The following is a 22,726-nucleotide window of genomic DNA, read 5'->3' as shown; positions in this document are numbered from 1 at the left end:
CGGCTGCTCGCCATCGCATTTATTCTGTGCGGCGCTTCGAGGCACGCGGATCTTGCACACCTCGCGCTAGGTAAAGCCGTGGAGCGAGTCCCAAACCGCGCTGAGCACCCCGAATGCGGCCAGTCAAACCAAGCCTCGTCTGCTTTTGACACTACCAACTCTGGTAGGTACGAAGCGACACTGCTCGATTACTTGCTTCCGTTGATGAAGTGACAGAAGCGGATCACTGGCTTCTTCTTGGTCTAGCTTGTTGCGAATCGGAACAAGGAGCTTGCGAAGCGCGGCTTCGATCGCGCGGGAGGCTATGGGTCAGCGGCGATGGCTGGCACCCTCTCAATGTTGGACATCCATCGACGGAGCTCCCAAATGAAGCTACCCGTTGATTCAAGCAGGTCCCTCACCGCCTATAACCAGCATACCAAGCTTGATGTCGTGATCGAGATGAGCCTGGCCGATCCGCTGCCTGTGCCCTATTTCGAGTTTTTTTCAACGTGCCGGCGGCAGTGGCCACCATCGCGCTTCGGAACAAGGCGGTGGTCAATGACGTCCTGCTCAAGACGCTCCTCTTATCGGCGTCAACCCGATGCATATCGGAGCCGAGACCGGAACGATCGCAATTTTCCATACCCGGGGCCAGCCCCTGACGCATCATCCGCATGCACATTGCCTCGTTGCCCGGCAGCGGGCGGGATTGCCCCTGATGGAAGCCGGGTTGGCTAGCGCCCCGGCTTCCTCCTTTCGTTCGGGTTCGATTACGATTACCGGCGGCTGTTCGTGCAGTGCCTGCAGGAAGCGTCTGGTGACGCGAAACTCCAGTTGTTCGGCCACCCAGCGCTCCTGAGCGAAACTGGCGGCATTCGGCCGCCAGCTCAACGCCTTCGCAAAGTCGAATGGGTCGTCACGCCATGCTGCGTTCGGCGGAACCAGAGCAGGTTCTTGTCTATCTCGGGCAGCTACACCCCCATCGCGTTGCGACCGCTAACAATCGGCTCCTCAGCTGTGAGCAGGGTCATCCGCTTGCGACGGAAGAATTGATCGCGCCGGCAACGAATTCGAAGTGATCACGCTCGCCATTGAGGAGTTCGCCGGCGCTTTCTGCCCTACAAGTTGCCGAACGGGTTTCCGCCGTACCCGTCATCTTTCATGGCAAACGCCTGCCGTGCCGCCAAGCTCGCACACAGCCGAGCGATCCTCGAAGCACCAGAGCCGCGTCCGCCTGTCGACCTGAGCACTCCGCCATCCTTAGTGTCCGCCGCCCCGAGTTGTGCCTCGTCTGCAGAAGCCACATGGTCGACCGGGCTCGCGCCGCGCGTGACAAGCTGCGTGCTCGGCCGAGTTACCACCGCTTATGCGCAGTGTGTTGCATGCCACTTGGCAAAACCGTATTGGCCCTTGAACACCGGCCCGAGATGTTCTTTGGTGGCACCGCCCAGACGCACTTGTCCACTGACGGAGCCGTCCTGTGCGAATTCGCCCTTGAACCCGTAGAACAAGGAAATCGGCACCTGCTCGTGCGCAGCCTCGAAGTGAATATGGCGACCATGAACCTCACCAGATATGACTCCGGAGGACGATGCAGTGTGGTGGACACCCGATATGAGTTCACCATCCTGCTGAATCTTGATTTGGTGTGTCGCAGACCCATGAAGGAACTGCATTTCGACACGCCAGCGCCCTGAGAAATTCACTTCCGCTGGGAAGTAGGGAGTAACTTGAACGATGCACAGGGGCCTACGAAATGCGGATGCCAAAGCGCGGCCGACGATATCCGCCTCGTCATCGGAGAGATTCACGGGATCCAGGATGATTGACGTTGGCGTGGACCAAAAATCGTGGATCAGGATCCGCGGTCGTTGTTGCAAGAGCGCAAGCCTTAGGTCTTCCGCATTAAAAGGAATGACGCCGGCATCCCAGATGATTTTCAACCGAACAGCTGCCCCAAAACCCGCCCAGGGCAGCACTTCCGTGGTAACGCCTGGCAGCGAGATGATGTAAGCCTCAATCCGTTTCAATCGCGGAAGCCACTTATCCCGCTCGTCTTTCGCCGACTGAGAATTGATCCAGCGGTCGAGCGCAATTACGGCCCCAACCACCTCCTCCTTGCCGACCTTCATCGACCTGCCAAATGCCTGGTGAGGCGTTCCGTTCCACCAGATCGACCTGCAAAGCCGCTCCTTACCAAGAACGATAGCAGTCGATTGTGGCCCCCGGATATACTTGCCACCTGCGTAAACGACCAAATCGGCTCCTTTCTTGATCCAGCTGTCCGGCTTGTCTGGAGAAAGGCCGGCGGCATCGACGAGAATCGGCACACCGCGCGCTCGTGCTAAAGGGAGGAGCGAGCTCAATGGCAATGCCGACCCAATGTCCATGCGACCGAGCAAGCAGATCATCGCTACGCTTCCATCCAGTGCGTGCGCAAACTCCTCTGTTGTACTAATGCTGACGATTTCAGCGCCCGCCACGCGGAGCGCCTGTTCATAGGCAAAACGCTGGTCGGACGGAATCAACACGGTCTTGCGTAGCCCGGACGTATTCGGCAACCGCAACATCAGTTCCGGGTTGTTTCCTGCAATGCACGCCGCAGTGGCTAATGCTAGCGCGGCTGTAGTGCCGGCAGTGATGACACCCCATTCGGCGCCGGTGAGTTTAGCCATCCTTTCGCCTGCGGCTTCCGCGAGCTCGTCTAGGTCGACGAACGCCTGGGCGGCCGCGTTCATTGCCTCGATGACCTCGTCGCTCGGATTGCTTCCTCCATAATTCGTGCGGACGCCAGCGCATTGGATGAATGGCTCGACGCCGAGTTCTCGGTAGATCCACCCGCGCGCGTGGTCGCGTTCGGACAGAATGACAGCCTGTGGGATGTCAGGCCGCATAGTCATGTCCCCTCGTCGCAAGTACGATGGGTGACCTAACGCAAAATGCTGTGACGACGAGGCGAATGACGCCATGTGTTTTCGAGACAACGGAGGCTCCGGCACTTGAAATTGCTTTGTCCATTCCATGCACGGCGATCCGCGCTGCTATTCCGGCCACGCGGCCTAGCAACTCCGCGACTGTTTCCTTTAGTTCCCGCAGACGGCCCGAGAGGCTTTCAAGATTGACTAGAGGATGTCGTTGGCCAGACGAGGTCATGTTCGTATAGCAGCTGTCGTAGACGCGACACCGCAGCACCGCGCTGACCGAGTTTTCGCAAGCAGATGTGCATTGCTGACATTCCCGGCCGCTGTCACCGTGAGCCAGTTCGGTCCAGTCCACGATGGGTTCGGTCACGTCAACGACTTGGTTCCATGATGCTCCGTCGCCTTCGCCGTAGCCGAGGGAGGAGGCAATTGACAGGCCCGACGCCGAGTGACCTCCGCGCTTGGTGATCGCGCCCGAGAGCGCATTATGAGCTTCCGTCAAGAAGGAGAGCTCGCTCTTGGTGCAGATCTGAGCGGGTAGCAATTCTGCAGGCGACAAGGCAGGCGCGACTATCAGGGCTACGGGGAGAGCAGATAGTGGTTGAGGTTGCATGCCAAACACCTGCAGGTGAGTTTGATCAGCGTGATGTTCTTCAATGTAGCAGTGACACGCTTCTGTGATCCAGATCAATGACTAGCGTTAGTAGTTGACCGGGCGGCACAACTTTGCACGCAGGCGCCATGACGCGGCGAGCCCTAACGACCACAAGGTGTTCACCGTTGGTCGCGCGAAATTGAGAAAGCGAATACCTCCTCACAGCACGACCTGCATCAGTTTGTCGTGCACCCCAAAGGCTCGATCGCGCGGGTTAATCATCAGAATTGATCGAAACACGCATAGTCCTCAATCATCAATCCAGTCGCCTTGAACGAACCTTAGCCCCGACAACTCTCGATTATTCTTTCCTTTTCGACAAGCTGCAGATATCGGCTGGTCGTGGGGCGGCCAACCGAAGCTGGGCCTTGGACATCGATCTCAACAACAGTCCGAACAGGCCGCTCGCACCCGAAAACTCTCGTTTCCAAACCTATGGCCGGGATCATTTTGGAGCGCTGGGTGCAAGAGTGACCAACGATATACTTCGTGGCAGCATGAATGAAGATGTCAAGATCGCGCTCAAAGGGCTTTAAATAGAGCGGCGTCGCTCAAGTATTATCCATGGTCGCGAGCGCACCTGGGTACGACCGCTGCGCCGAAGGCGCGTTGAATGTGGTCGCGTCGCGCGCCTCGACTCCTCCTCAACGCCGTCCCCATACTGCCAACCTTCCAAATCATCGATGACGCCCTCTGGTCGTGGCCCAACTCAGCCACCTCGAGTTCGGAGCCGTCCGCCTTTCCGGAAACACCCGGATCGCGCCGTGCGCCGCAAACAAATCCAGCTTATCTCGATCAGCTATATCATCGGAAGAACACGGCATTCGCATTGGCAGTCCGCGAAAGGTAGTTCAATAAGCTACCTACGCTTCGTGAGGATCGCCCGCACTTGATTGAGCGCGCAGAGCGCTAGACTATGGTGCAACGTCTACCAGCAGCACGCTTTTGGGAATGGGTTCACGGACTGTTATTGCCGTCTTCGTGTCCGGCCCAGGCCGTCGACACCACCTTTCTGATGAGCACGACTTCAGCACCTAAGCCGCTACGATCACCTCTCTTCAATTTGCGACCCGCATACGACCGCCGCGTCCGCAGCAGGGCGGACGGACCGATCACAACGTTAACATAGGGATCCTACCGGCCGTTGAGCTTTCAGGAGCGTCATGAGCCCGTGATCTCACCTCGCCTAGTGGTCCACAGCGCCCCGTGACAATCGGCGACGAAATAGAAGCAGGCCGCGTTCATGGTAACAGCGTCTATGTTATGGCTCTACAGCTGCGGGCCCGTCATTCGCTTCGCATTCCGCCGGAGCAAACCACGGTCGCCCCTTTCATTTAGCTAGATCTGTATGAGCGGCAACGGAACTGCGGCCGTTACTCAATAAGACGCTTACGTCGCGCCTTGACGACGCACTAAGTCCGGCTGGACGTTGCCAGCTTTCGCATCGCATTCTTGACATGAAAGTTGACGGTGTTCTCGCTCACTTTCAGGATGACTCCGATAGCCCAGGATGACTTCCCCTCCTCGACCCATCGCAAACACTGTCTTTCTCGTTCCGACAGCACAACCTCTTTCTCATCCGCCATGAATTTCTCCTGTAGTCCAGAGAACAGGAAAGCTTCAGCAAATGGCATACCACTCAGTGGCGCCAGCAAATTGTCGGCGAGGCAGGACAAGTTCTTCGGCGATTGCCACGCCATTCGCGCGAATCCTGCCATCCCGCCACAGCCCTGTCGACAGGCTTGCGACGTATGTCGTCAACCTGACAGCAGCATTGCGACAATCGCGCCTGTTCGATATTTTGCGCCAAACTCTATGTGAGCCGGATATCACCCTTTCACTAAGCGCTCCTCCCCGCCGAGGAGTGGGGGGCAATTCTCTCTGGGGGCCGCAGCACCAGGCTCGCGAACGAAAGTTCATTCATTTGCATCCAAAACCCTTCTTCCAGCTTTTGGGCACGACGCCAATCAATCCATAGCGAAAGCTTTGCGTTCGGCGCGCCTCCTACGCCGATCATGCAAGCCTTTGCGGTCCCAATAAACCTACCAATGCTGGTCATTGAGCGGCATCACGCCGAAACGATATGAGCAGTCACATTGGTCGCCAATCGCTCGTTTTCCAGGATTTAGGCATGCAGTATCAACCACTAGCCGTTCGGCCCACCGCAGGTCATCAATGCGCGCGGCCGTCGCCTGCCGAAATGCTTCATGTCCAGGTCTGCTCGAATGATGAGCTCTCGTTTCTGATGGAAGCGCATGATGGCCTGTCCGCCACAATCGCACAGCGGTCAGGGTTCAAGGGGCTCTGGGCGTCTGGTCTGTCGATTGCCAGCTCGCTCGGCTATCGTGACGCCAATGAAGCTTCATGGAGCCAGCTCGTCCGGAGCGTCGAGCGCATAGTGGACTCGACAGAGCTACCTGTGCTCGTTGATGGGGATGGCGGCTTCGGCAATTTCAACAATGCTCGCCTGCTCGCACGCAAACTTCGTCAGGCTGGCGCGGCAGGCGTCTCGCTTGAGGACAGCTGCTTCCCGAAGCTGAACTCGCTCATTGGTGAGCGGCATCCGCTCGCCGATATCGATGAATTCTCCGGTCGTCTGCGGGCTGTAAAGGATGCAGTCGCCGAAAATCTTGTTCTCGTGGCCAGGATCGAGGCGCTGATCGCCGGGCACGGATTGAACGAAGCTATCTTGCGTGCTCACGCTTATGCCGACGCGGGAGCGGATGCAATCTTGATTCACTCGCGAAAGAGTACCGCGGACGAGATACTTTCGTTCGTCACCGAGTGGCGGAACCGGCTCCCTGTCGTAATCGTTCCGACGACATACTATCGAGCGCCAGTCTCAGCCTATCGGGATGCGCGCATCTCCACAGTCATTTGGGCCAATCACTCCATGCGAGCTGCGGCAGCTGCAATGCGGCGCGTCTGCGATAGTATCGCAGCTCAAGAGAGCGTTGCGAGCATTGAACCTCAGATCGCACCGCTCAGCGAGATATTCGAGCTCCTGAGGTATGACGAACTCGCCGTGGCCGAAAAGCAATATCTGCAGCCCCGCTAGTCCATGGCAGCATGGATTTGTCACCTAAAGCTTTCTTTGTCAAAACCTGCCGATGAGCCCCTCACCTGTGGTCGTTCCCGCTTCGTGTCACCCGACGCGCTGCGACGTAAACTCCTGGAGACGCTCTGGACAGGGCTAAACATCTGTCCCTACGGCTCAAGGAAGCACGCACAGCAACTGATGTAAGTGTATGATCGAGGACAATTCATGCCTACCTCTTTCAATCTGCGAGGTTGCCTGACGCGTCCGCGGCAAGACCGTACAGAGGCGTTCACGACGCTTGCGGAGCAACACTCGGGATGAAGAAAGCGAATTGAAATGCCTGTGAATGTTCCCAAGCATGCTCTCATTCTTGCCGCTGGAGTGGGCTCTCGTCTACGGCCGCTCACAGAGCTAAGCCCAAAACCTCTAGTCCAAATCCATGGCACCCCCATCCTGCACAACGCGCTACATAACCTTGGGTGTCTTGGCGTGGAACACGTAACGATCGTTGTGGGGTATCGTAAAGAGGCGATCCAAGAGTCCTGCGGCAGCCGCTTTGGCAGTGTTGCGATTAACTACGTCGAATCCTCCGTTTACGACCGTACTGGGAGCGCCTATTCGCTCTGGCTGGCGCGTGACGCACTCCTTTCCGGAGATTACTTCCTTCTTGAGGGCGACGTCTTCTTCGAGGAAAATGTATTGCGGCAGCTGATCATCACTGAAGCGCCCAACGCTGCTGCTGTCGCTCCCTTCCATGAGCTGATGCAGGGATCGGCGGTCCTGTTGTCCGATCTTGGCTTCATTTCAGAATTTCGGTTGAAACAAACAGCGCGAGATCTTATCGCGGGTGGCCCCCCTCTCTACAAGACGATGAATCTGTTACGGCTGTCCGCGTCTACTCTGCGGACAGAGGTCATTCCGGCCCTAGACGATATGATCAGGGCCGGAGCTACCCAGGCCTACACCGAGGAGCTTCTTTCCTATCTCGTGGAAACACGAGGCCTGCTGCTGGCTGCGGTGAGATGCGATGGCCTCAGGTGGTACGAAATCGATGACGCGGAAGATCTGCGTACCGCCAAGCGCATCTTTGCAGAAGCCGACTACGTTTGATCCTATCGCCCAGGGGTGAAGTTCAAGACGGTCACGGAAGGTTTGTCGCTGCGCGTCTTCGACATTCGCGACTGCCTCTGACGCCGGGCGGGTAAAAACGGCCAAGAACCGTAAGCTTGACGGAGGCCGCAATCAAAGCGGCCGCCCATTGTCTTAGCAGAACGCGAGCGCTTGTCCCGGCACAGAATGTGAAAACAACATCCCAAGTGATGGTGGTAGCGAAACAGTCATTTTGCGCCCAGCCGCTTTGGCCGCGGGAATGGGACGAGACCTAGACCTTGAAGGAGGCAGGTGACTTCGATTTGCTCGCTTGCGCTTTTCCGGATCGAGACTTTCCTGCAAGCGACTGCTCCGTGGAACTAATCTCTTTGAAGTCGACTCTGAAGCTGGTTCTTGGCGCGCAAAGTACATTCTCGCCAAATTTGATCGGAATACGGCCGGAGCAATCAAGGCTCTCTTTGACGAAGACCGGCGCCGAAGTGGACATTTCAAGCAGGCGCGCCTCCTGGGCGGAGGGCAGACTCGCACTAATCGTCACCCATTGCTGGGGTCTTTCCCTCTTATTCATCCGCTATGATATCAGATCCGTTGCCTATCTCTGCTCAGAGATCACCGTGTAAAGTGCGGAAGCATCGTTGAGAGCGGTTCACGCGAACAGGTACTGCTCGCCCCGAAGACGGATTACATGAAGTCCCTGCTGAGGGCGGTGCCCAACTCTGAACTCGGCCTGGAAATGGAATCATTAACTTCAAAGCTTTGTTCGCAGCCAATAGGGCGGCGGCACTTGCCGGCGCAGAGGTGATAGCTGCATGAGGCGAAAAGCGCAGATGGTATTTGCAAGCAAAATTGCCCGCGCATTAGTCACGCCTGTTTTGACGGTAACAAGCGTATTCATTCTTATCCGCTGCGAGGGCGATCCCGTAACCGTCTTACTCGGGCCGGATGCGACCGCGGACATGAGCGCCGCATACTCGGGCGAATTGGGGCTCGACCGCCCGATCCTGGGACAGTACCTGGCCTATCTCCATAACGTCGTCCGAGGCAGCTTAGGCGTTTCTTTACGTCTACCGACAAGGATGCACTTGGTGTCGTCCTCAGCCACCTTCCGTTGACGCTAATGCTCACCTGCTCTGCTCTTACCTTGGCGGCGGTCGCGGGCATTGCGGGAGGAATAGCTGCCACGGTGTTTCCATCGAGCTTCATAGGCCGTGCGTGCACGATCGCGAGCCTCGTGGGATTGTGCGTTCCCAGTTTCTTCCTGGCAATCGTCCTGATGCTGGTGTTCTCAATTCAGCTCAATTGGTCGCCGACTGGCGGCGCTGACAGCTGGCGCGGCTTGGCCTTGCCGGCAGTAACCATGGAGGCCGCAAGTTCGGCTGTGCTTGCCCGCTACACGCGCGTGGCCGTTCGTGAATCGCTGGATAGCCGGTATGTGTTGGCTGCGTTTATGCGAGGCATTCCGTTCTCGCGGATAGTGATCCACCACGTACTGCCAAATGCGGCGGTGCCAATCCTGACCATACTTGGCCTGCTCATCGGCGGAGCGGTAACTGGTTCGACGGTCGTCGAGACGGTCTTCTCATGGTCCGGGTATCGGAAATCTCTTTCACATCCCTCGGAAACAGAGATATTCCAGTGGTACAGGCAATTGTCCTGCTTGCTGGCACTGCGATGATCATGACCAACCTGGCCGTCGATCTCGGTTACACCTGGCCCGATCCGCGGTCGAACTCCTCGGAGACATAGATGAGTACCGTCTTGGCACGTGATTGGACTTGGAACATCTTTCGTTCGCCGAAAAGCCGGACGCGATCCACGTAGGCCACCCAAGCTGGGACTCTATGGTGCCTCCATATGGATTATCGGATGTCTGTTGATTGCCGCACTGGCCCAGGTGATCTCCTCCTATCATCCAGCACAGATCTCCTTGGTGCACGGCTTTCGCCACCACTGCTCTTCGGCGGCACGCTGGAACGTTTGTTGGGCACCGACGAGCTCGGCCGGGACGTGCTGGCTCGCTTGATATATTCGATCCAGATCAGCATGCTCGTTGCGGCTGGCGGGACCTTCATCAGTACGCTGCTCGGCGTTTCATTGGGCTTTCTCGCTGCCGAGCTTGGCGGAGTGATCGACGAGGGGGGTCATGGCACTTGTCGATATGGAGGCTGCTGTGCCGTTCATGATCACCGCACTCCTTGTCGTAACAATATCTGGCAATTTCCTGGTACTTCTTGTGTGGCTTGTGGGCTTGCACGGTTGGGAGCGCCACGCCCGCATCGCGAGAGGACTGGCTTTGACGGCCCGCAATCGACTCCATGTGACGGCGGCGCGGACCTATAACGCTTCGGGGGGCCATATCTACGCAAGGCATAACTGCCTGCCTGTGCACCCACCATTGTGGTCGGCATGACGCTTGGGCTCACCGAGACGGTTTCCTGGAAAGCACCCTGAGCTTTCTGGGACTGGGGATACAACCGCCGATGTCCAGCTTGGGTAATATGGTGGGGATTCGGCAGAGACTATTTGATGACCGCATGGTGGATCGCGCTCGCGCCGAGCCTCGTCATCGCAGCGACAGCGATCGCACTCATGACAATCAGCGAGTCGCTACGCCAGATGATACCTCGCTAAGCTTCCTTCACATCCATCTGAGGTGCCGTCATGTCGCGTCCGGACTTCGAAAGCTCAACAAATCAAATGGTCAGGAACGTTCCTCTGTATCGGCAAAAGAGGAAGTTCACTGTGGACCATCTTCCCTGATGATGGTCATGTCCGCGCTGGACCAGCGATATCAGCCGAATGAAACAGCTGAGCTCGAGATCTGGCGAGAGGCAACCACCATTCACGACGGCTGCGGGCCGGTTGGTCTGGCATTAGCTCTCAAACGCCGGGCTTCGCAACCCTCGTAGTCGTGAGCCATGATCAGCTTTTTCTTCAGTCTCGCGCTTCACAAGGCGGCGAGGTGGAGGTGATGCAGATTCTCCAGGAGCGAGATCTCGCCGAAGCATGCCAGCGCGGCATCCCTGTCCATATTGGCACTTACAGCCCCGACGACCTCTCGAAATGGATGGCGGTGGGGTGGTATCCCATCGCGATGGTCAGCATTGAGTTCGAAGGTAAAACCATCACTCATTGGGTGGTTGTGACCGGGGCCGACGTCAATTACGTGTTCTTCCATGATCCTCTCAAAGATCCCGCCGAGGAAGATGCTGCCACGCGCGTCGACCACGAGAGCTTTGCCAGCATGACGGAGTTCGGTGCCGACCGGGAAAGGGCGGTCATTCTTGCTGGACTCCAAAGTTGGCGAATGTTGCGCTTCCGCTGCCCAGGATTCATGCTAGCCCTCAACTTCGGCCTGACACGCCGAGCGTTTCTGGTCCCGGACGTTGATGTATTTTTGGTAGCCGCTAAAAGCCAAACATAGCCACCATCAGCTGATTCGAATGGTGCCATCGGTCGGCAGCGCCGGTATGCGCAGCGTCCGACATTAGCATAACCAGCCGTCAGGATGGCCTGCCCTGCATTCCTACAGCGCGCTAGTCTAATGTGCGTTTTCCGGGGGCAGAACGGTTAGGCCGCAATTGTGGCCGACTACCTTCACGTGTCTTAATTCATTCGCGTAGTTCACCGCACTTCCAGCTGCCCTCAGAACGCATCATGCGCACTGGATCGCACGATCGCGCGTCCACACATTCTCCATTTCGCCCTCTGGCAATCTCCCGCTCCGTACCGATCGGCTCGAGGCTTACCGCTGATGGGTACGGAATTCCGCATTGCCTTCGCCCCACCGCATCCGATCTTAAAAGATCTATGAAGATAGTTCGCGAAGGAAGACTTCTAGATTGCAGATCAACCAAAGTTGTTTTCCGAATCTATCGTTGGCCGCTTGAGAGTGGCGTGCATACCATCGTCGGAGAGCGCCAACATCGAGATAATCGGCGATCGCGGGACAGTCTTTGAAGATTAAATCTCGAAACGGCGCCGAGCGCTGGTCTGTCGCCCACTTACCTAACGGCAACGGAAACCCGAGCTTCTTTCTCGTGATCACGCTTGCGGGTATTCGATCTCTGTAAAGAGTGCGCAGAGCGGCCTTGGAAACGTCGAGCGTCTCGCTAAATTTCTCAATCGAAGTGAAGGCCGCCTGAAACGGGGCGAAGGCATGCTTCCAACGCAGATGTTCTGAGAACGACATGCGCAGAGCCGATGCAACGATACGATGGTCTGTGAAGGGCACTCGAGCCTCCACCCCGGCCGCCATTGTGGTATTGTCGACCATTTCGAGCAGCGCCGATAGATGATGCCGTACAAAGAATTGCCTTATGCGATCGACCGGAGTAGCGCCGCCTGAATGGTAGGCGTGGTTCATCCAATCGATCAGCTCGGCATCGTAAGCGATGTCCTTTCTCCATACCGATGTCGCCAGTGCCAGCTTCTCTGATTGGGGGAAGTAGGTGTAACGCCCAAGAAAGAGTTCGAATTCGCTCGCCTTGAACTTGGGAAGGCCGATATGACGTCGCGCCGGGCGGCCAATGACGTCAGGCAAAGCGGCTAGCAATGCCTGTCGGCGAAGGTCGAAGGGCAATCTGAAGATCCGGCTATATCCAAGGAATATCTCGTCGGCACCCTCGCCGGTCAGGAGAACCTTGTGAGAGTGGCCGACCGCCCGCGCAAGCGAATACATCGCCGCTTCGTTATGCATGCCGACTGGATGACCACGTAATGCGGTAAGGCGCTTAACGACATCGAGGCTCGTTGCCCCGGGCAGCCGAACCAAGACGTGGGCGAGCTTGAGGGATTTAGCGACCTCGACAGCATAGGGGCTTTCATCGTACTCATCATCGCATACGACGCCAGTGAAGCATGTCGGCCTTTGTGAAGATTGCCTTGAAAGCTCGAAGGCCAAGACACTGGAATCGAGCCCTCCGGAAAGCAGCGCGGCGACTGGGGTGTCGGCGGCCAAATGTTCCTCCACGGCGCCGCCGATCAACGTTTCGAGAGAACTGCAATCACCATTATCATTGAGGCGCGCAGGATCCCACCAACGCGTATGCTCGCGCGATTGCGCTGTGATCTTCAGCCAGCTGCCAGGTTGCAGCTTTTGAATATCTGCAAACAGCGATCTCTCGCCAAAGACGGCACGGTAGGAGAGGAAGCTTGATAGCCCAACCGGATCGAGCTTTGAGCGAACTCTTGGCCAATGCAGGATGGCTGACGGCTGTGAGGCAAAGACAACGCCATTGTCTGCGCAAGCGTAGTACAACGGCTTAATTCCGAGCCGATCTCTGACGAGGAACGCTGTGCCGGTCTTTTGGTCGTGGATTGCGAAAGCAAACATTCCCCGCAGACGTTTGACACTATCAATCCCCCAACAAGCAAATGCCTTGCAAAGTACCTCCGTATCCGACTCTGTCCGAAAGCGGTATCCGAGCCGGAGCAAGTCTCGCCTTAGGTCTCGGTAATTGTAGATCTCCCCGTTGTAAGTGACTGTCAGGCCGAGCTCATCATCGAGGAACGGTTGATTCGACCGAGGGTCCGGATCGATGATAGAGAGCCTCCGATGCGCGAAGGCAAACGAGGACGTCACGCAACTGCCACTCGCGTCGGGCCCGCGGTGGGCGAGCCTCTGAACGCAACGCGCGAGGTTCCGTTCGGTCACTGATTTATCGGTAATGCGTCCAATGAATCCACAAATTCCACACACAGCTAGCCCTCCTCATGCGTGCTAAGCCGGCGCCCAGGCGGTCGGGTCGCCGGCTCGCCGGCACCTCTCGATAGGCTGGATGCTCCAGACGCCCTCCAGAGCTTAGATCACGGTCAGGTCGCGGAGCCGCAGTGTGCTGGCAACAAACTGGCCTTCGTTGACCTCCTCGAAAAGCGCGAGCTCAAATAGTAGGTTTACCTGCCGCGCTGCGCGCCAAGTCAAACCTGACCCTTAGAGGCTAAACACCACGAACGCGCGTCCGAACCTCATCGGCCAGGTCTCGTTCCACGAGCCACTTCGGAGGCTCAATCCGTGGTGGAAGATATAGAGCGCGATAGAGCCGATCGAGTTCTTCGGCGCTGCGTGGAACGTCCGAGGAATCCAAGAGTGCGGTCATCATGCGCATTGGATAGAAGCAAGGCTTGCGCTTATCTTGAGCGATCAACACGTCTTGGGAGCGACGGGTAGCCGATCCGTCCAACAAACGCAGCCACACCTGGCAGAACAGCGCGTAGCCATAAAGTTGGGCTCTGGTATCCAAAGAAAGAGCTGTCTCTGAAGGCAGCACGGGGAATTGCAACTCGCCGATAATATCGCCCCTGCCCACTCGCTCCGAGAGATCGTGGACAGTCACCGCGAAGCTCTTCTCGCCATTGAGTATGGCATGCGTCCGCGCAAAACTGCCGCGATATTCGGGGAGTGGGCCCGTATAAAGATTAATGCCTCCTCGATCAAAGCCCGCGAGGATTCGGGCGGGGAAGATTTTGTTCCACATGACACTGACGAGAAATTTTCCGAGAGGAGGAACATCGTCCATCGACTCGAAAAACGGTATCCCGAAGCGATCTGCGACTTGCCAAAGCTCCTCACTGGTTTCATGCCGCCACCATGTTTTCTCGTACCGGGAAGTGCCGAGAACGCCGGCGATGCGGTCTTTGCCGCAGGTCTCAATGACAAACAGAAGACAGCGGGTCGCAAGTCCCCTGGTTCCGGCAAATACCACGCCGTTAGTTAGGCTCGCCATTTCTCGCCCTTGTGACGTTGCAAACCCGATTATTGGCCCACTCTACTCGTCATCAGCAGTCCGGCGGACCCAGCGATCGCTGAGCCGATCGTGAGCACATGCACAAGAGTGCCTGAGGCTTTGATCTTGAACGGTGCGATGTGGAGCAATGATAGGGGCACAAAGAAGGCAGGAAGAACGATGCCTAACTCAAGCGGCGCAACCGTGTGGTCAACTAGCAAGATCGCCGCGAGCACTGGCAGAGCGTAAGAGAGAGGTAGACCGGTCGAATAACCGCGATGGTCCAATCCGAAATAGTCAAAATATGCCAGGCGAAGAGCTCCGATCAATATCATGAAGGCTGTGAATACCGCAGATGCTGGCAGATCGATGAAAGATGCTATGACAATTGCCGGGATGACTGATCCAAAGATGAGGTCCGAGAACGCATCGAGAGCTTTACCAATGGCTTTGGTGGCCATCGTTCGATTTTTGGTACGCCGGGCAATTTCGCCATCCACATCATCAGCGATAATGGCCCAGAGTCCGAGCGCTATTCCTGCCTCCTGGTGCCCTCTCACTACTAACCCCATCGCTGCTCCAGAACAAAGGATCCCCAGGGCAGTAACGGCGTTTGCGCGGTCAGATAGGAAGGCGATCATCGGACCTCGATATTGTTGTTTCTGCCGAAGGCGATCGCAATCACGCCCTTGCGGCCGCTTGCGCACCGCAACTACGCTTAATTTGGGCGAGGTCCGCCAGGTCCGCAAACTACCAGTTCTAACAGGCGCGCTTAATGGTTCCTCGAGCTAAGACGGCCACTCTTCCGTCGCGCGAAGCTGAGACGAGACGAATCCGAGCATCGGCTAGCTTGCCCCTTCACCTATACAGGGTTAAATTCAAACGCTCCAAAGGACCGACCGCGAGGAGCACTCCCTGACTCGTCCTAGGCAAAGACGCAAAATGCCGCGAAACGCCCCAGGATGGTGCCGTCAATCGCGATGACCAAATCAACGTGCCGCTCCTCAGCTTGTGGTTCGGTCATTCGAGTGCGGCTTGCGGCGCCTGCGTGTGCCCACGCTCGTCGCGCCAGTCGGCTCGCGCAGTTGATTGCGACTCCCGGATCTTGCACAGCACAGCTCTGCCGGATACGCGCCGACCTCGGCCTGACGACCTAAACTGTACGGCAACGCCATTCGTCGGACTGCTGGTTGAAGCAGCCCTCGACCTTTTGATCTCTCGAACTCAAAAGACGCAGAAAAATCGACTGAGGCTCGGCCGACCGGCCGGAAGGCTGAAGCGCCCGCGACAACACTGAGTGTATCAACGCTGGTCGGAGCCGGGATCAGCAATTAGCGGCGCACCCCCGACCGAGATTGGGCCTTCTGACTTAGAGGGCTCGACCATTCTCTTCACCGGCCTCGATACAGGACGGGCTGCTGGTGGAGAAGGAGCCTCGGGCACAGATGTAGGGACCGGTGAATTCTGCAAATACTCGATCTTGGCCTTCAATGCCTCGATCTGGTCGGCCATCCGCTTCAAATCAGCTTGCTGCGCACCCATGTTGCGATTGAGCTCTGCAATTCCATCACTTGCCTTCTCAATCTCATCACTCGCCTTCTGTTGTCCCAATCGGATCTCCCAGAGAGCTTCCTTTTCTTCGTGTGACAAGCCTGTCATCTGAGCAGCTTCACGCGCCGATGACGTCCCGGAAAATGTCTCGGCGCTAGTCCAATAATAGGCACCCCCAGCGCACAGGCCGATGGAGACGGCCAAAAGCACGAGGATCCAAGAAAAGCGGCTTGAAGGCCTGTGCAAGTCGGGCGGCAACTCCGAGGCGTTCGCTTGATCAATCACATCCATGTCCAGTTCCTATTGGCATTTCTCGTTGACGCCATACCGGCCAACCGTCAAGTGGTACTGTCGGCGACAGCACCTCTTTGCCCAATATTGCCAGTGCTCAAGCTCAGTTCACGGCGTGCTCCGAGAGCCAGCGCTACCTTGCTGCTGTTACGGCAACTTCCTTGCCGTTGAAACTCCATGAATCGGCGGGGTTAAGTGAGCACTGACACACCAAGATGACGGATGACTTTCCTCGGGACTCCCACGATCTCTCCCCGCGGAGTGTTCTATTGTAAACGCAAACCTTCTTATGGCTTTGCCGATCCAGCGGCGAAAACGGATGGATACGGGGGGCTTAACGCACCCAGCGAGGACTGATGCGAGGTGGTGGAAGTCAGCCGGTTGCTTGCGAGACGCCGGGAGACCTTCAAACTTGCTTTCGATGATCAGAAAATCGGCGCGCAATTGGCGAAGATCGCAAAAAAACCGATGTCGCTCTCATCCTCTGGTTCCGCACCGCGCCGACCGTTTCGGCGACCGGGAGCGCTTGCCTCACATCAAAGTAGCCGAGCATCGGCTTACCGCGCCGCCGGCGCGACCAATCATTCGGGGGATTCAGGCCGTAGGGCGCCGGGATCCGGCGCGATTTCGGGTATATGCGCCGCATTCCACTGCCGAATGCAGGATAAGGCAGCGAATGTCACCTCAAGTTGTACCAAATTACACGATCTATGTTGCTACCCTTACGCGACTTCTTCCGAGGTTTGAATATGAAAAGACTTCTAGGACTTTTGCTGCTTGCCCAATGCTTCATGGTATCGAGCGAGGCCACCGCGCAGGGTCTTCCTGCTCCTTCATTCTGGAAGAATGAACGGGGTTCAGACCTGTTCGTTTTGTCCGCCAACAGCGGGGCAATACAAGGAACTTTCACAAACCACGCGCTTGGTTTTGCGTGCCAAGGCATCTCCTATCCAGCATCCGGAGCGGTTAGTCCCAGGGGGTTGTATTTTGTTGTCACTTTTGCCCAGTGCAATTCCTTTACCCGCTGGGTTGGCAAAATTAATGGCTCCAGAATGCCAACGTCATGGACCCTGTTCTACGTTGACCAGAACGGCAAGCCCGGCAAGTTGAAGGGCGCGGATACATTCACGCGCGTATGGTAGTCTCACTCTTCTTGCACGTCGCGACCTTCGACTGGCGCTCTCGCGAATTTGGCTGGTCGCTGTGAGACGTTGAGGCTTGCCTTTCGTAAAGCTCTGGGCTGTCCAGCGTCAATCAGCTTGGATGCTTGGCAGCCCAATGTTCCGGCGTAGCCGATGAATAACATCAAAAGGCCCCTTCCCGGATTCGAAACGGCAGTTTAAGCTTGTATCCAGACTGTGGGACGTTCCGCGCATTTAGCATTACTCTTCATGTTCTCGTTTTGAAACGGAGCGCGGGGCCCAGAAGGGGTGCCGCTAATATATATACGGCGTTCGTGTTGCGGCGTTTGGTTGACGGATGTGAGTTTTCAGCTCTCGATACTTAAAATTCTCGCCGGCCAACCGGAGGGCCGCGCCAGTCTCGCCGTCCTAAAGAATTACCTCACAGTGTTCTACACCAGCGGCCCGGAGTGGACGGCTCGCATGAAGCGATTGGCCGAGCGGGCACCAGGTCTCAATATTTTCGGGCAGAAATTGGTTGAGCGAGACTCCGGGCACTGGATCATAACAGAAGGGGGACGCGCCTTTCTTGCTTCACTGGAACGTGCGGTGGTGACGATCACTCAGGAGCGAGCGCTCGAAGACACGATCGAGACGCCTCTCCCAAGTAAACTTCCCGCGTCTCCTCTGACGTCGGGACGCCGCAATGCCAGTCGCAGACATCGCCGCCGCAATCGGCCGGCCGGGCGCGAACGCCACCCGCCATAGACCGCAAAGCGGATTGCGATTGTCACGTGCACCCACCAGGTAAGGAATCGATCGTTGCGCAAACAACAGCTACATCGCGGTCATTTAACTGGGGATACTGACGTGGCGGCTGGCACGTTAAAGTGGTTTAACGCGACGAAGGGCTACGGCATCATCAAGCCTGATCATGGTGGAGTCGACTTATTCGTGCAAATCAAGGCGGTTGAGAAGGCCGGCTACGCCCGGATCAGCTTCGGGTTCAAGACAGCCAGCTCAGGCAAAGTGTCCGCAGAAAATCTGCGCATCGGATGATTTTAGCCCTTCAGCTGCGGCCGGAAGAAAACTCTCGCTGCAGCCGCTCCATTCGGCCCGCGTGAAGTCCATCTCAAGCATTTGCCATGTTGCACGCGCCTTACAGACCATGCCGTCTGCGCAACAAAAAGCACAGAACGCATATTTGCGTCGAATCTCCAGGCTTCGCCGATCGTTTTCTGCATCTTGTTCGGAGAGACGATGAGAAGCCGTGCCCGTGCGAGGCTGGCTAGTGCTCGGGCTCGAAGCGCGCAATTCTGCGCGGTTCATCCCAGAGTTCTACAGGATCGTGCTCGAGCAGGTCCTCAGCACGTGCCTTGGCTTCGTCCTCGGTGGCACAAACTAAACCAATCGTCAGAATGATTTCGCCCTCGAGTGTGAGGACAACCGCCCGAAATGTTTTCATCGACCGGAGTTACACCTGTTCCCCGTCTCTTCCTATCCTTTTGTGTTCGGAGGCTGTGATTTTGCAAAGAAGCGCGATGGGGCTGCGGATAGCGCCCTCGATGCGGCACGGCTAGTCGCAGGAGTATGTTAGCGACTTTGTCGCACGCAGATCATCAGACATTGAATTGAGAGTCATGGCAGCACTGGAACAAGCGGGCTAGATCGTGCGCCCTATTCTTCCACTATTCTTGCGGCTGTTTCATGTCACCTATTGAGGCGATTAAACATTGGTATCTTTCCCTGGACGACGAACTGCAATCGGACATCGCGTACATGTTCGTATCTCTGACTCTAGGTGATCGCGAGTTTGCCCCCGCAGCCGCTGTTCGAAGACTGCTGCAATGGTTTGACGTGCGTAGTGCAGGCACGGAACACGAGGATGCTTTAGGCGCCGTCGCGTTTCGCGCTTCATTCGAGTACATATTTGCCGACCGTTTTACGGGTGCTGGATGGATCTTCCCGGAGCAAGTCTTCGACGTGATCCGCGACGCAGCTGAAGATAAGGAGCCAAGCAAGATTGCAACTAGCGCATTCCGGTTGCTGCGGACTCTTCCGGATCGGAGAGTAAAGTGGAAAGAGGCAGGTGAGAAATGGAACGCCCTGGTTAGCTCGAGACTCAACGATGATGCGCTGAGGCAGTGGACACAAGATCGGTTCCGGGCGAGCGAGTTCGGGCTCACGCAAGACTGAAAGCGCTTCTACTGGCTTCGGAACGCTGGGGACCTTGACGAGAGAAAAGAGCGCCGCCGCGAGTGTATGTCGGAAAACATCATCGCCGATGGCCATAAGACGTAGATCCGAAAAGGGAAGGTTAACACGACATCCCCGGGATTTGAGGTGCGTGAGGAGACCAAAGCACCAATCACACGTCGGTGATTGATGTGCAACGTGCATGATTTTTCCTCCCAGAGCGATTGGCGAACCTATTTGATGGACCTCAGGCGAAGAGCTCCGGGCGCAGGCTTACGGCCGAAAAAGCCGATCCATGCTGATAAGCGGCCCTGATCGGGCCCCGGTGATAGCCGTAATCTCCGGTGACCGTGAGCGCTCCTGCCGCGACCTTGTTCGCAACCTAACGAGCGGCGAAGAAGGGCGGCACAGCAACCACGGTTTTGGTCAGATTCGATACCGGACGCATGGGATATCGGATCGGCATGCCATGCTGAGGCGGTGCCGGCACTTGCGCTGGAGCGCGACGAGAAGCTCACCCGGTCAGTCAGCCTGTTCGCGTGACCTCGATCAGCCCTTCTTTGGCGTTGCCAGAATGCCTGTCACCCTATAAAGGAGCCCGCGCACCGTTCCGGGCTGTCTTTCAGCGGTCGCCCGCAGCGGGGCCCGTAGCTCAATGGTTAGAGCCGGCCGCTCATAACGGTCTGGTTGCAGGTTCGAGTCCTGCCGGGCCCACCAACTTTTTTCTTACTTACTCCTTTGTGCGGACACTTTGAGAACGACTCGGTTTCCGCTTTAAGAACCACTCGATTTCGTTTTGAGAACGACTCGATCGAAGATCCTCCTCAAAGAACTTTCGAATTTTGCCTCGATTGTTTCTCCAATTCTGGGGTTCGAAAAAAGAGAGGGGGTCAATTCAGCCAAATCCCGTGCCTTGCATATCCCGGATCCCACTCAAAGACCTCTCGAGGAAGAAGCTGTGATGAAGTCTCCGATGAAGTTCGTATTCCATGAGCAGGAGGTCGCCGACATCACGTTTCGCGCGATGGTGGAGGCCGGGCGCGTCGTTCTCCACATGGTGAATTTGAGCAGCCGCGAGTCCAGTGAGGACCTCATTGGAGAAGCATTCGCCCTTCCCTGTCTTCTATTCAGAGAAGGGATGGCAGCGACGCGGAATGCCCTCAGGCCCGCCGGGCTGGGCGGTTTGCCACGACACCGCGCGAGAGCCACAGATGTTTCTCGGTCACCTCCACAGCGACGATGTACGGCTCCTCAGGCACAAATTCGGCCTGCACAGCCTAGACTCCCTCGGTCATCAGGTCGCGTTCAAGGATTCGATCGCAGGCCAAACTCTGAAGCAGATCATGCTCCATGACCCGATCCACGCAGCGCTTTTCCGGAAGGCCGATGCGTCCCTGGACAACTGGGCCGAACAGGTGGCTTCTGAGGAGCAAGCGCGCCCCTGTCGACAGGCGACATGACGTGGGGCGATCGGCGATGGACTGCGCGCCGATTGCCCCAGCAAAGCCTTCATCACTAGCGTATTCCGGCACCGTGCGCCGGCCGAATGTTCCCGCCGCGCTACCTCCACGGCGACTGGCTGGACTATCTCTACTGGGATACGGAGCCGGATCCGTAAGCGAGGCCGCTTGTTGTTTGTTGTTGTTGTTGAATTGTGATGGGGTGCGACTCATAGGGTCTCGTGTTGCAAGCCTGATCGGGCATATCGGGACGACACCATGCGACCGAGCCCAACTTGTCATATTGGTGTCGGGCGCCGCTCCGTCTTTCAACGGCCGACCTTGGTTAATCGTTGATGAAGAAGAAGGTTCCAAGTCGCTCGGTCGGCTGTGTCAACTGGTGAAAAAGCCGACTTCCTAATCGAGGTTCCACCAGGCCATCGGCCCGATCACCAAAATCGGAAAAATTGTGAGGCGACGCGCATCCGCGGCTCGTTCGCTTGCTTCGCCGAGAAAATGATCACAATCGGGCTGCGCTGATGGTACCCACTCGGGTGCGGCCCTGCTCCTGTTCAGGACTGCTGCGCCTTCCATCGACGATGCTGCTCACGAAGCGCAGCCTCGGTTGCGGCAAGCTGGCGATTGTAGTCCAGTTCGCCGGCGCTTTTGGCAGCCACTTGCCCAGAAAGGATAAGAACCCGCCACGCCGCGTACTCGTGAAAAGGGTTTAGGCCGATCACGTTACCGACCGTGAGATCACTCGCCGCCCGCGCCAACAACAGCCTGGAGAAGGCTGTGATGGCAGCATTCATATCCCAATTCGAGACGAACAGCACCAAGGCGCACAAAGCAAGCAATGCGACCGATGCTACCTTTAACTTAAAAGACTCAGGACGGACTTTACCAATATCGATTCCGCCATTCACCGCGACGAAGGCAGCAAGCGAGATCGCTGCGTCGTAGTAGCGCTGGAGTACAGTCGGATCGAACACCTCACGCTGATAGTGCTTCCGAAGTAGTTCTCGCGTGTCGACAAATCCCGTCGTCGATTGGCACAAACTTTATCAGTTCGAACAGATGCTGATGATCTTCGGTGAACTGATATTTGGCGGCGGCTCTCCAATTGAATGCGGGCAATTCCGCCTGAGATGGGTGAAATGTCCAACGCTGGTAACTGGGATGACGATGGAGTGCTCGCGTCCAGGAAATCGCCTCCGGCGATGTTGTGAGGGTGAAGCGGCTGGCAGACTTGAGATCGAAAAACCATTGGCGCATGTCCCGAATACGCCGCTGGTCAAATAACCCTTGCTCGATACCTTGCATACGAGCAGCCTCACGGCCCTTGTTTCTGTGCTTTTCTCCGAACCAAAGTCGAGGAGGCTTACCTGCGCGGATCGATCCTCGTCATCGCCGTAGAACTCGCAGAATGGGTGGTGGGCGTTGCCGCCATTGGGATCGACGAACCTGAAGTGCGCTTGCCGGAGAATGGCCCTCGATGCGCGCGACCTTGCGGAGCGAACCACACGAGCACCGAACTTACCGCACGATGAGCACTGGATGTCGGCGCAGATCGCGTCGCCTGACGCGCTGAGAAGCTCAGCTCCATCTCGTTCCGCTCGGACTTTGGCCTGTCATCAACACCGCGAGCTGGTCTACATCGAGTTCGCGGGCGAATCTGACTGAAAAGGCAGTTGC

At 56.9% G+C, this 22,726-nt stretch carries 18 protein-coding genes, 1 tRNA gene and 3 pseudogenes; 11 read left to right on the top strand and 11 right to left on the bottom strand.

Going from position 1 to position 22,726, the window contains the following annotated elements:
- Positions 1-1,346: 1,346 nt before the first annotated feature.
- From I6F12_RS10985 to I6F12_RS10970, 4 genes and pseudogenes are all read right to left on the bottom strand, one after another.
- Positions 1,347-2,876 carry a hypothetical protein gene (locus I6F12_RS10985; protein WP_225156210.1) on the bottom strand — a complete coding sequence of 510 codons (1,530 nt, stop codon included), beginning with the start codon at positions 2,874-2,876 and terminating at the stop codon, positions 1,347-1,349.
- A complete protein-coding gene (locus I6F12_RS10980; RefSeq protein WP_225156209.1) occupies positions 2,866-3,594 on the bottom strand; it encodes a hypothetical protein in 729 nt (242 codons plus the stop codon). The genes I6F12_RS10985 and I6F12_RS10980 overlap by 11 nt, the downstream gene beginning before the upstream one ends.
- Before the next feature lie 431 nt (positions 3,595-4,025).
- A pseudogene (locus I6F12_RS10975) lies at positions 4,026-4,139 on the bottom strand (PLP-dependent transferase); the annotation flags it as partial.
- An 831-nt stretch (positions 4,140-4,970) separates the two neighbouring features.
- Positions 4,971-5,129, bottom strand: a pseudogene (locus I6F12_RS10970) (helix-turn-helix transcriptional regulator); the annotation flags it as partial.
- 629 nt (positions 5,130-5,758) lie between these two features.
- Here I6F12_RS10970 and aepX point away from each other — a divergent pair.
- The 5 genes from aepX (at position 5,759) to I6F12_RS37150 (ending at position 11,132) form a co-directional block, all read left to right on the top strand.
- Positions 5,759-6,616 (top strand): phosphoenolpyruvate mutase, encoded by an 858-nt coding sequence (aepX, locus tag I6F12_RS10965; protein ID WP_225156560.1) that lies wholly within the window; start codon positions 5,759-5,761, stop codon positions 6,614-6,616.
- Positions 6,617-6,934: 318 nt separating this feature from the next.
- Positions 6,935-7,708 carry a phosphocholine cytidylyltransferase family protein gene (locus I6F12_RS10960; protein WP_225156208.1) on the top strand — a complete coding sequence of 258 codons (774 nt, stop codon included), beginning with the start codon at positions 6,935-6,937 and terminating at the stop codon, positions 7,706-7,708.
- 1,141 nt (positions 7,709-8,849) lie between these two features.
- Positions 8,850-9,383: an ABC transporter permease gene (locus tag I6F12_RS10950; RefSeq protein WP_225156207.1), complete on the top strand. Its 534-nt coding sequence runs from the start codon at positions 8,850-8,852 to the stop codon at positions 9,381-9,383.
- A gap of 805 nt (positions 9,384-10,188) precedes the next feature.
- A complete protein-coding gene (locus I6F12_RS37155; RefSeq protein WP_249786942.1) occupies positions 10,189-10,617 on the top strand; it encodes a peptidase C39 family protein in 429 nt (142 codons plus the stop codon).
- 2 nt (positions 10,618-10,619) lie between these two features.
- Positions 10,620-11,132 (top strand): peptidase C39 family protein, encoded by a 513-nt coding sequence (locus I6F12_RS37150; RefSeq protein ID WP_346656309.1) that lies wholly within the window; start codon positions 10,620-10,622, stop codon positions 11,130-11,132.
- A 384-nt stretch (positions 11,133-11,516) separates the two neighbouring features.
- Here I6F12_RS37150 and asnB read toward each other — a convergent pair whose 3' ends face one another.
- The 4 genes from asnB to I6F12_RS10925 all read right to left on the bottom strand — a co-directional run bounded on the left by asnB (position 11,517) and on the right by I6F12_RS10925 (position 16,275).
- On the bottom strand, positions 11,517-13,409 hold the full coding sequence (gene asnB / locus I6F12_RS10940; RefSeq protein ID WP_225156206.1) for an asparagine synthase (glutamine-hydrolyzing): 1,893 nt from the start codon (positions 13,407-13,409) through the stop codon (positions 11,517-11,519).
- Positions 13,410-13,647: 238 nt separating this feature from the next.
- Positions 13,648-14,433: a formyltransferase family protein gene (locus I6F12_RS10935; RefSeq protein ID WP_225156205.1), complete on the bottom strand. Its 786-nt coding sequence runs from the start codon at positions 14,431-14,433 to the stop codon at positions 13,648-13,650.
- Between the two features lie 29 nt (positions 14,434-14,462).
- Positions 14,463-15,074, bottom strand: a complete 612-nt coding sequence (locus I6F12_RS10930) for a CDP-alcohol phosphatidyltransferase family protein (RefSeq protein ID WP_225156204.1) — start codon at positions 15,072-15,074, stop codon at positions 14,463-14,465.
- 661 nt (positions 15,075-15,735) lie between these two features.
- A complete protein-coding gene (locus I6F12_RS10925; protein ID WP_225156203.1) occupies positions 15,736-16,275 on the bottom strand; it encodes a hypothetical protein in 540 nt (179 codons plus the stop codon).
- Positions 16,276-17,024: 749 nt separating this feature from the next.
- Between I6F12_RS10925 and I6F12_RS10920 the strand changes: the two genes are divergently transcribed.
- Both I6F12_RS10920 and I6F12_RS10915 read left to right on the top strand, forming a co-directional pair.
- On the top strand, positions 17,025-17,417 hold the full coding sequence (locus I6F12_RS10920; protein WP_225156202.1) for an avidin/streptavidin family protein: 393 nt from the start codon (positions 17,025-17,027) through the stop codon (positions 17,415-17,417).
- 849 nt (positions 17,418-18,266) lie between these two features.
- Positions 18,267-18,455, top strand: coding sequence for a cold shock domain-containing protein (locus I6F12_RS10915; protein WP_225156558.1), 189 nt, complete (start codon positions 18,267-18,269; stop codon positions 18,453-18,455).
- Between the two features lie 229 nt (positions 18,456-18,684).
- On the opposite strand, the gene I6F12_RS10910 is transcribed toward I6F12_RS10915, so the two are convergent.
- The gene (locus I6F12_RS10910) at positions 18,685-18,861 is read right to left on the bottom strand and encodes a hypothetical protein (RefSeq protein ID WP_225156201.1); all 177 of its coding nucleotides are present in this window, start codon (positions 18,859-18,861) and stop codon (positions 18,685-18,687) included.
- A 242-nt stretch (positions 18,862-19,103) separates the two neighbouring features.
- Here I6F12_RS10910 and I6F12_RS10905 point away from each other — a divergent pair, with 242 nt between their 5' ends.
- The 4 genes and pseudogenes from I6F12_RS10905 to I6F12_RS10890 all read left to right on the top strand — a co-directional run.
- A complete protein-coding gene (locus I6F12_RS10905) occupies positions 19,104-19,592 on the top strand; it encodes a hypothetical protein (RefSeq protein WP_225156200.1) in 489 nt (162 codons plus the stop codon).
- A 641-nt stretch (positions 19,593-20,233) separates the two neighbouring features.
- A tRNA-Ile gene (locus I6F12_RS10900) sits at positions 20,234-20,309 on the top strand.
- 494 nt (positions 20,310-20,803) lie between these two features.
- The gene (locus I6F12_RS10895) at positions 20,804-21,052 is read left to right on the top strand and encodes a hypothetical protein (RefSeq protein WP_225156199.1); all 249 of its coding nucleotides are present in this window, start codon (positions 20,804-20,806) and stop codon (positions 21,050-21,052) included.
- Between the two features lie 80 nt (positions 21,053-21,132).
- A pseudogene (locus I6F12_RS10890) lies at positions 21,133-21,210 on the top strand (HNH endonuclease); the annotation flags it as partial.
- Positions 21,211-21,603: 393 nt separating this feature from the next.
- Here the strand turns inward: I6F12_RS10890 and I6F12_RS10885 are convergent.
- Together I6F12_RS10885 and I6F12_RS10880 are read right to left on the bottom strand one after the other, a co-directional pair.
- Complete coding sequence (locus tag I6F12_RS10885; RefSeq protein ID WP_225156198.1) at positions 21,604-22,023, bottom strand: hypothetical protein; 420 nt, start codon at positions 22,021-22,023, stop codon at positions 21,604-21,606.
- 1 nt (position 22,024) lies between these two features.
- Complete coding sequence (locus I6F12_RS10880; RefSeq protein WP_225156197.1) at positions 22,025-22,354, bottom strand: hypothetical protein; 330 nt, start codon at positions 22,352-22,354, stop codon at positions 22,025-22,027.
- Between the last annotated feature and the right edge of the window lie 372 nt (positions 22,355-22,726).

The organism is Bradyrhizobium sp. IC4059 (assembly GCF_020193615.1).
In the GTDB taxonomy this organism is placed as follows: Bacteria; Pseudomonadota; Alphaproteobacteria; order Rhizobiales; family Xanthobacteraceae; genus Bradyrhizobium; species Bradyrhizobium yuanmingense.
Note: the sequence above shows the minus strand (reverse complement) of the source record. Positions and strands in the feature narration are given on the sequence as shown.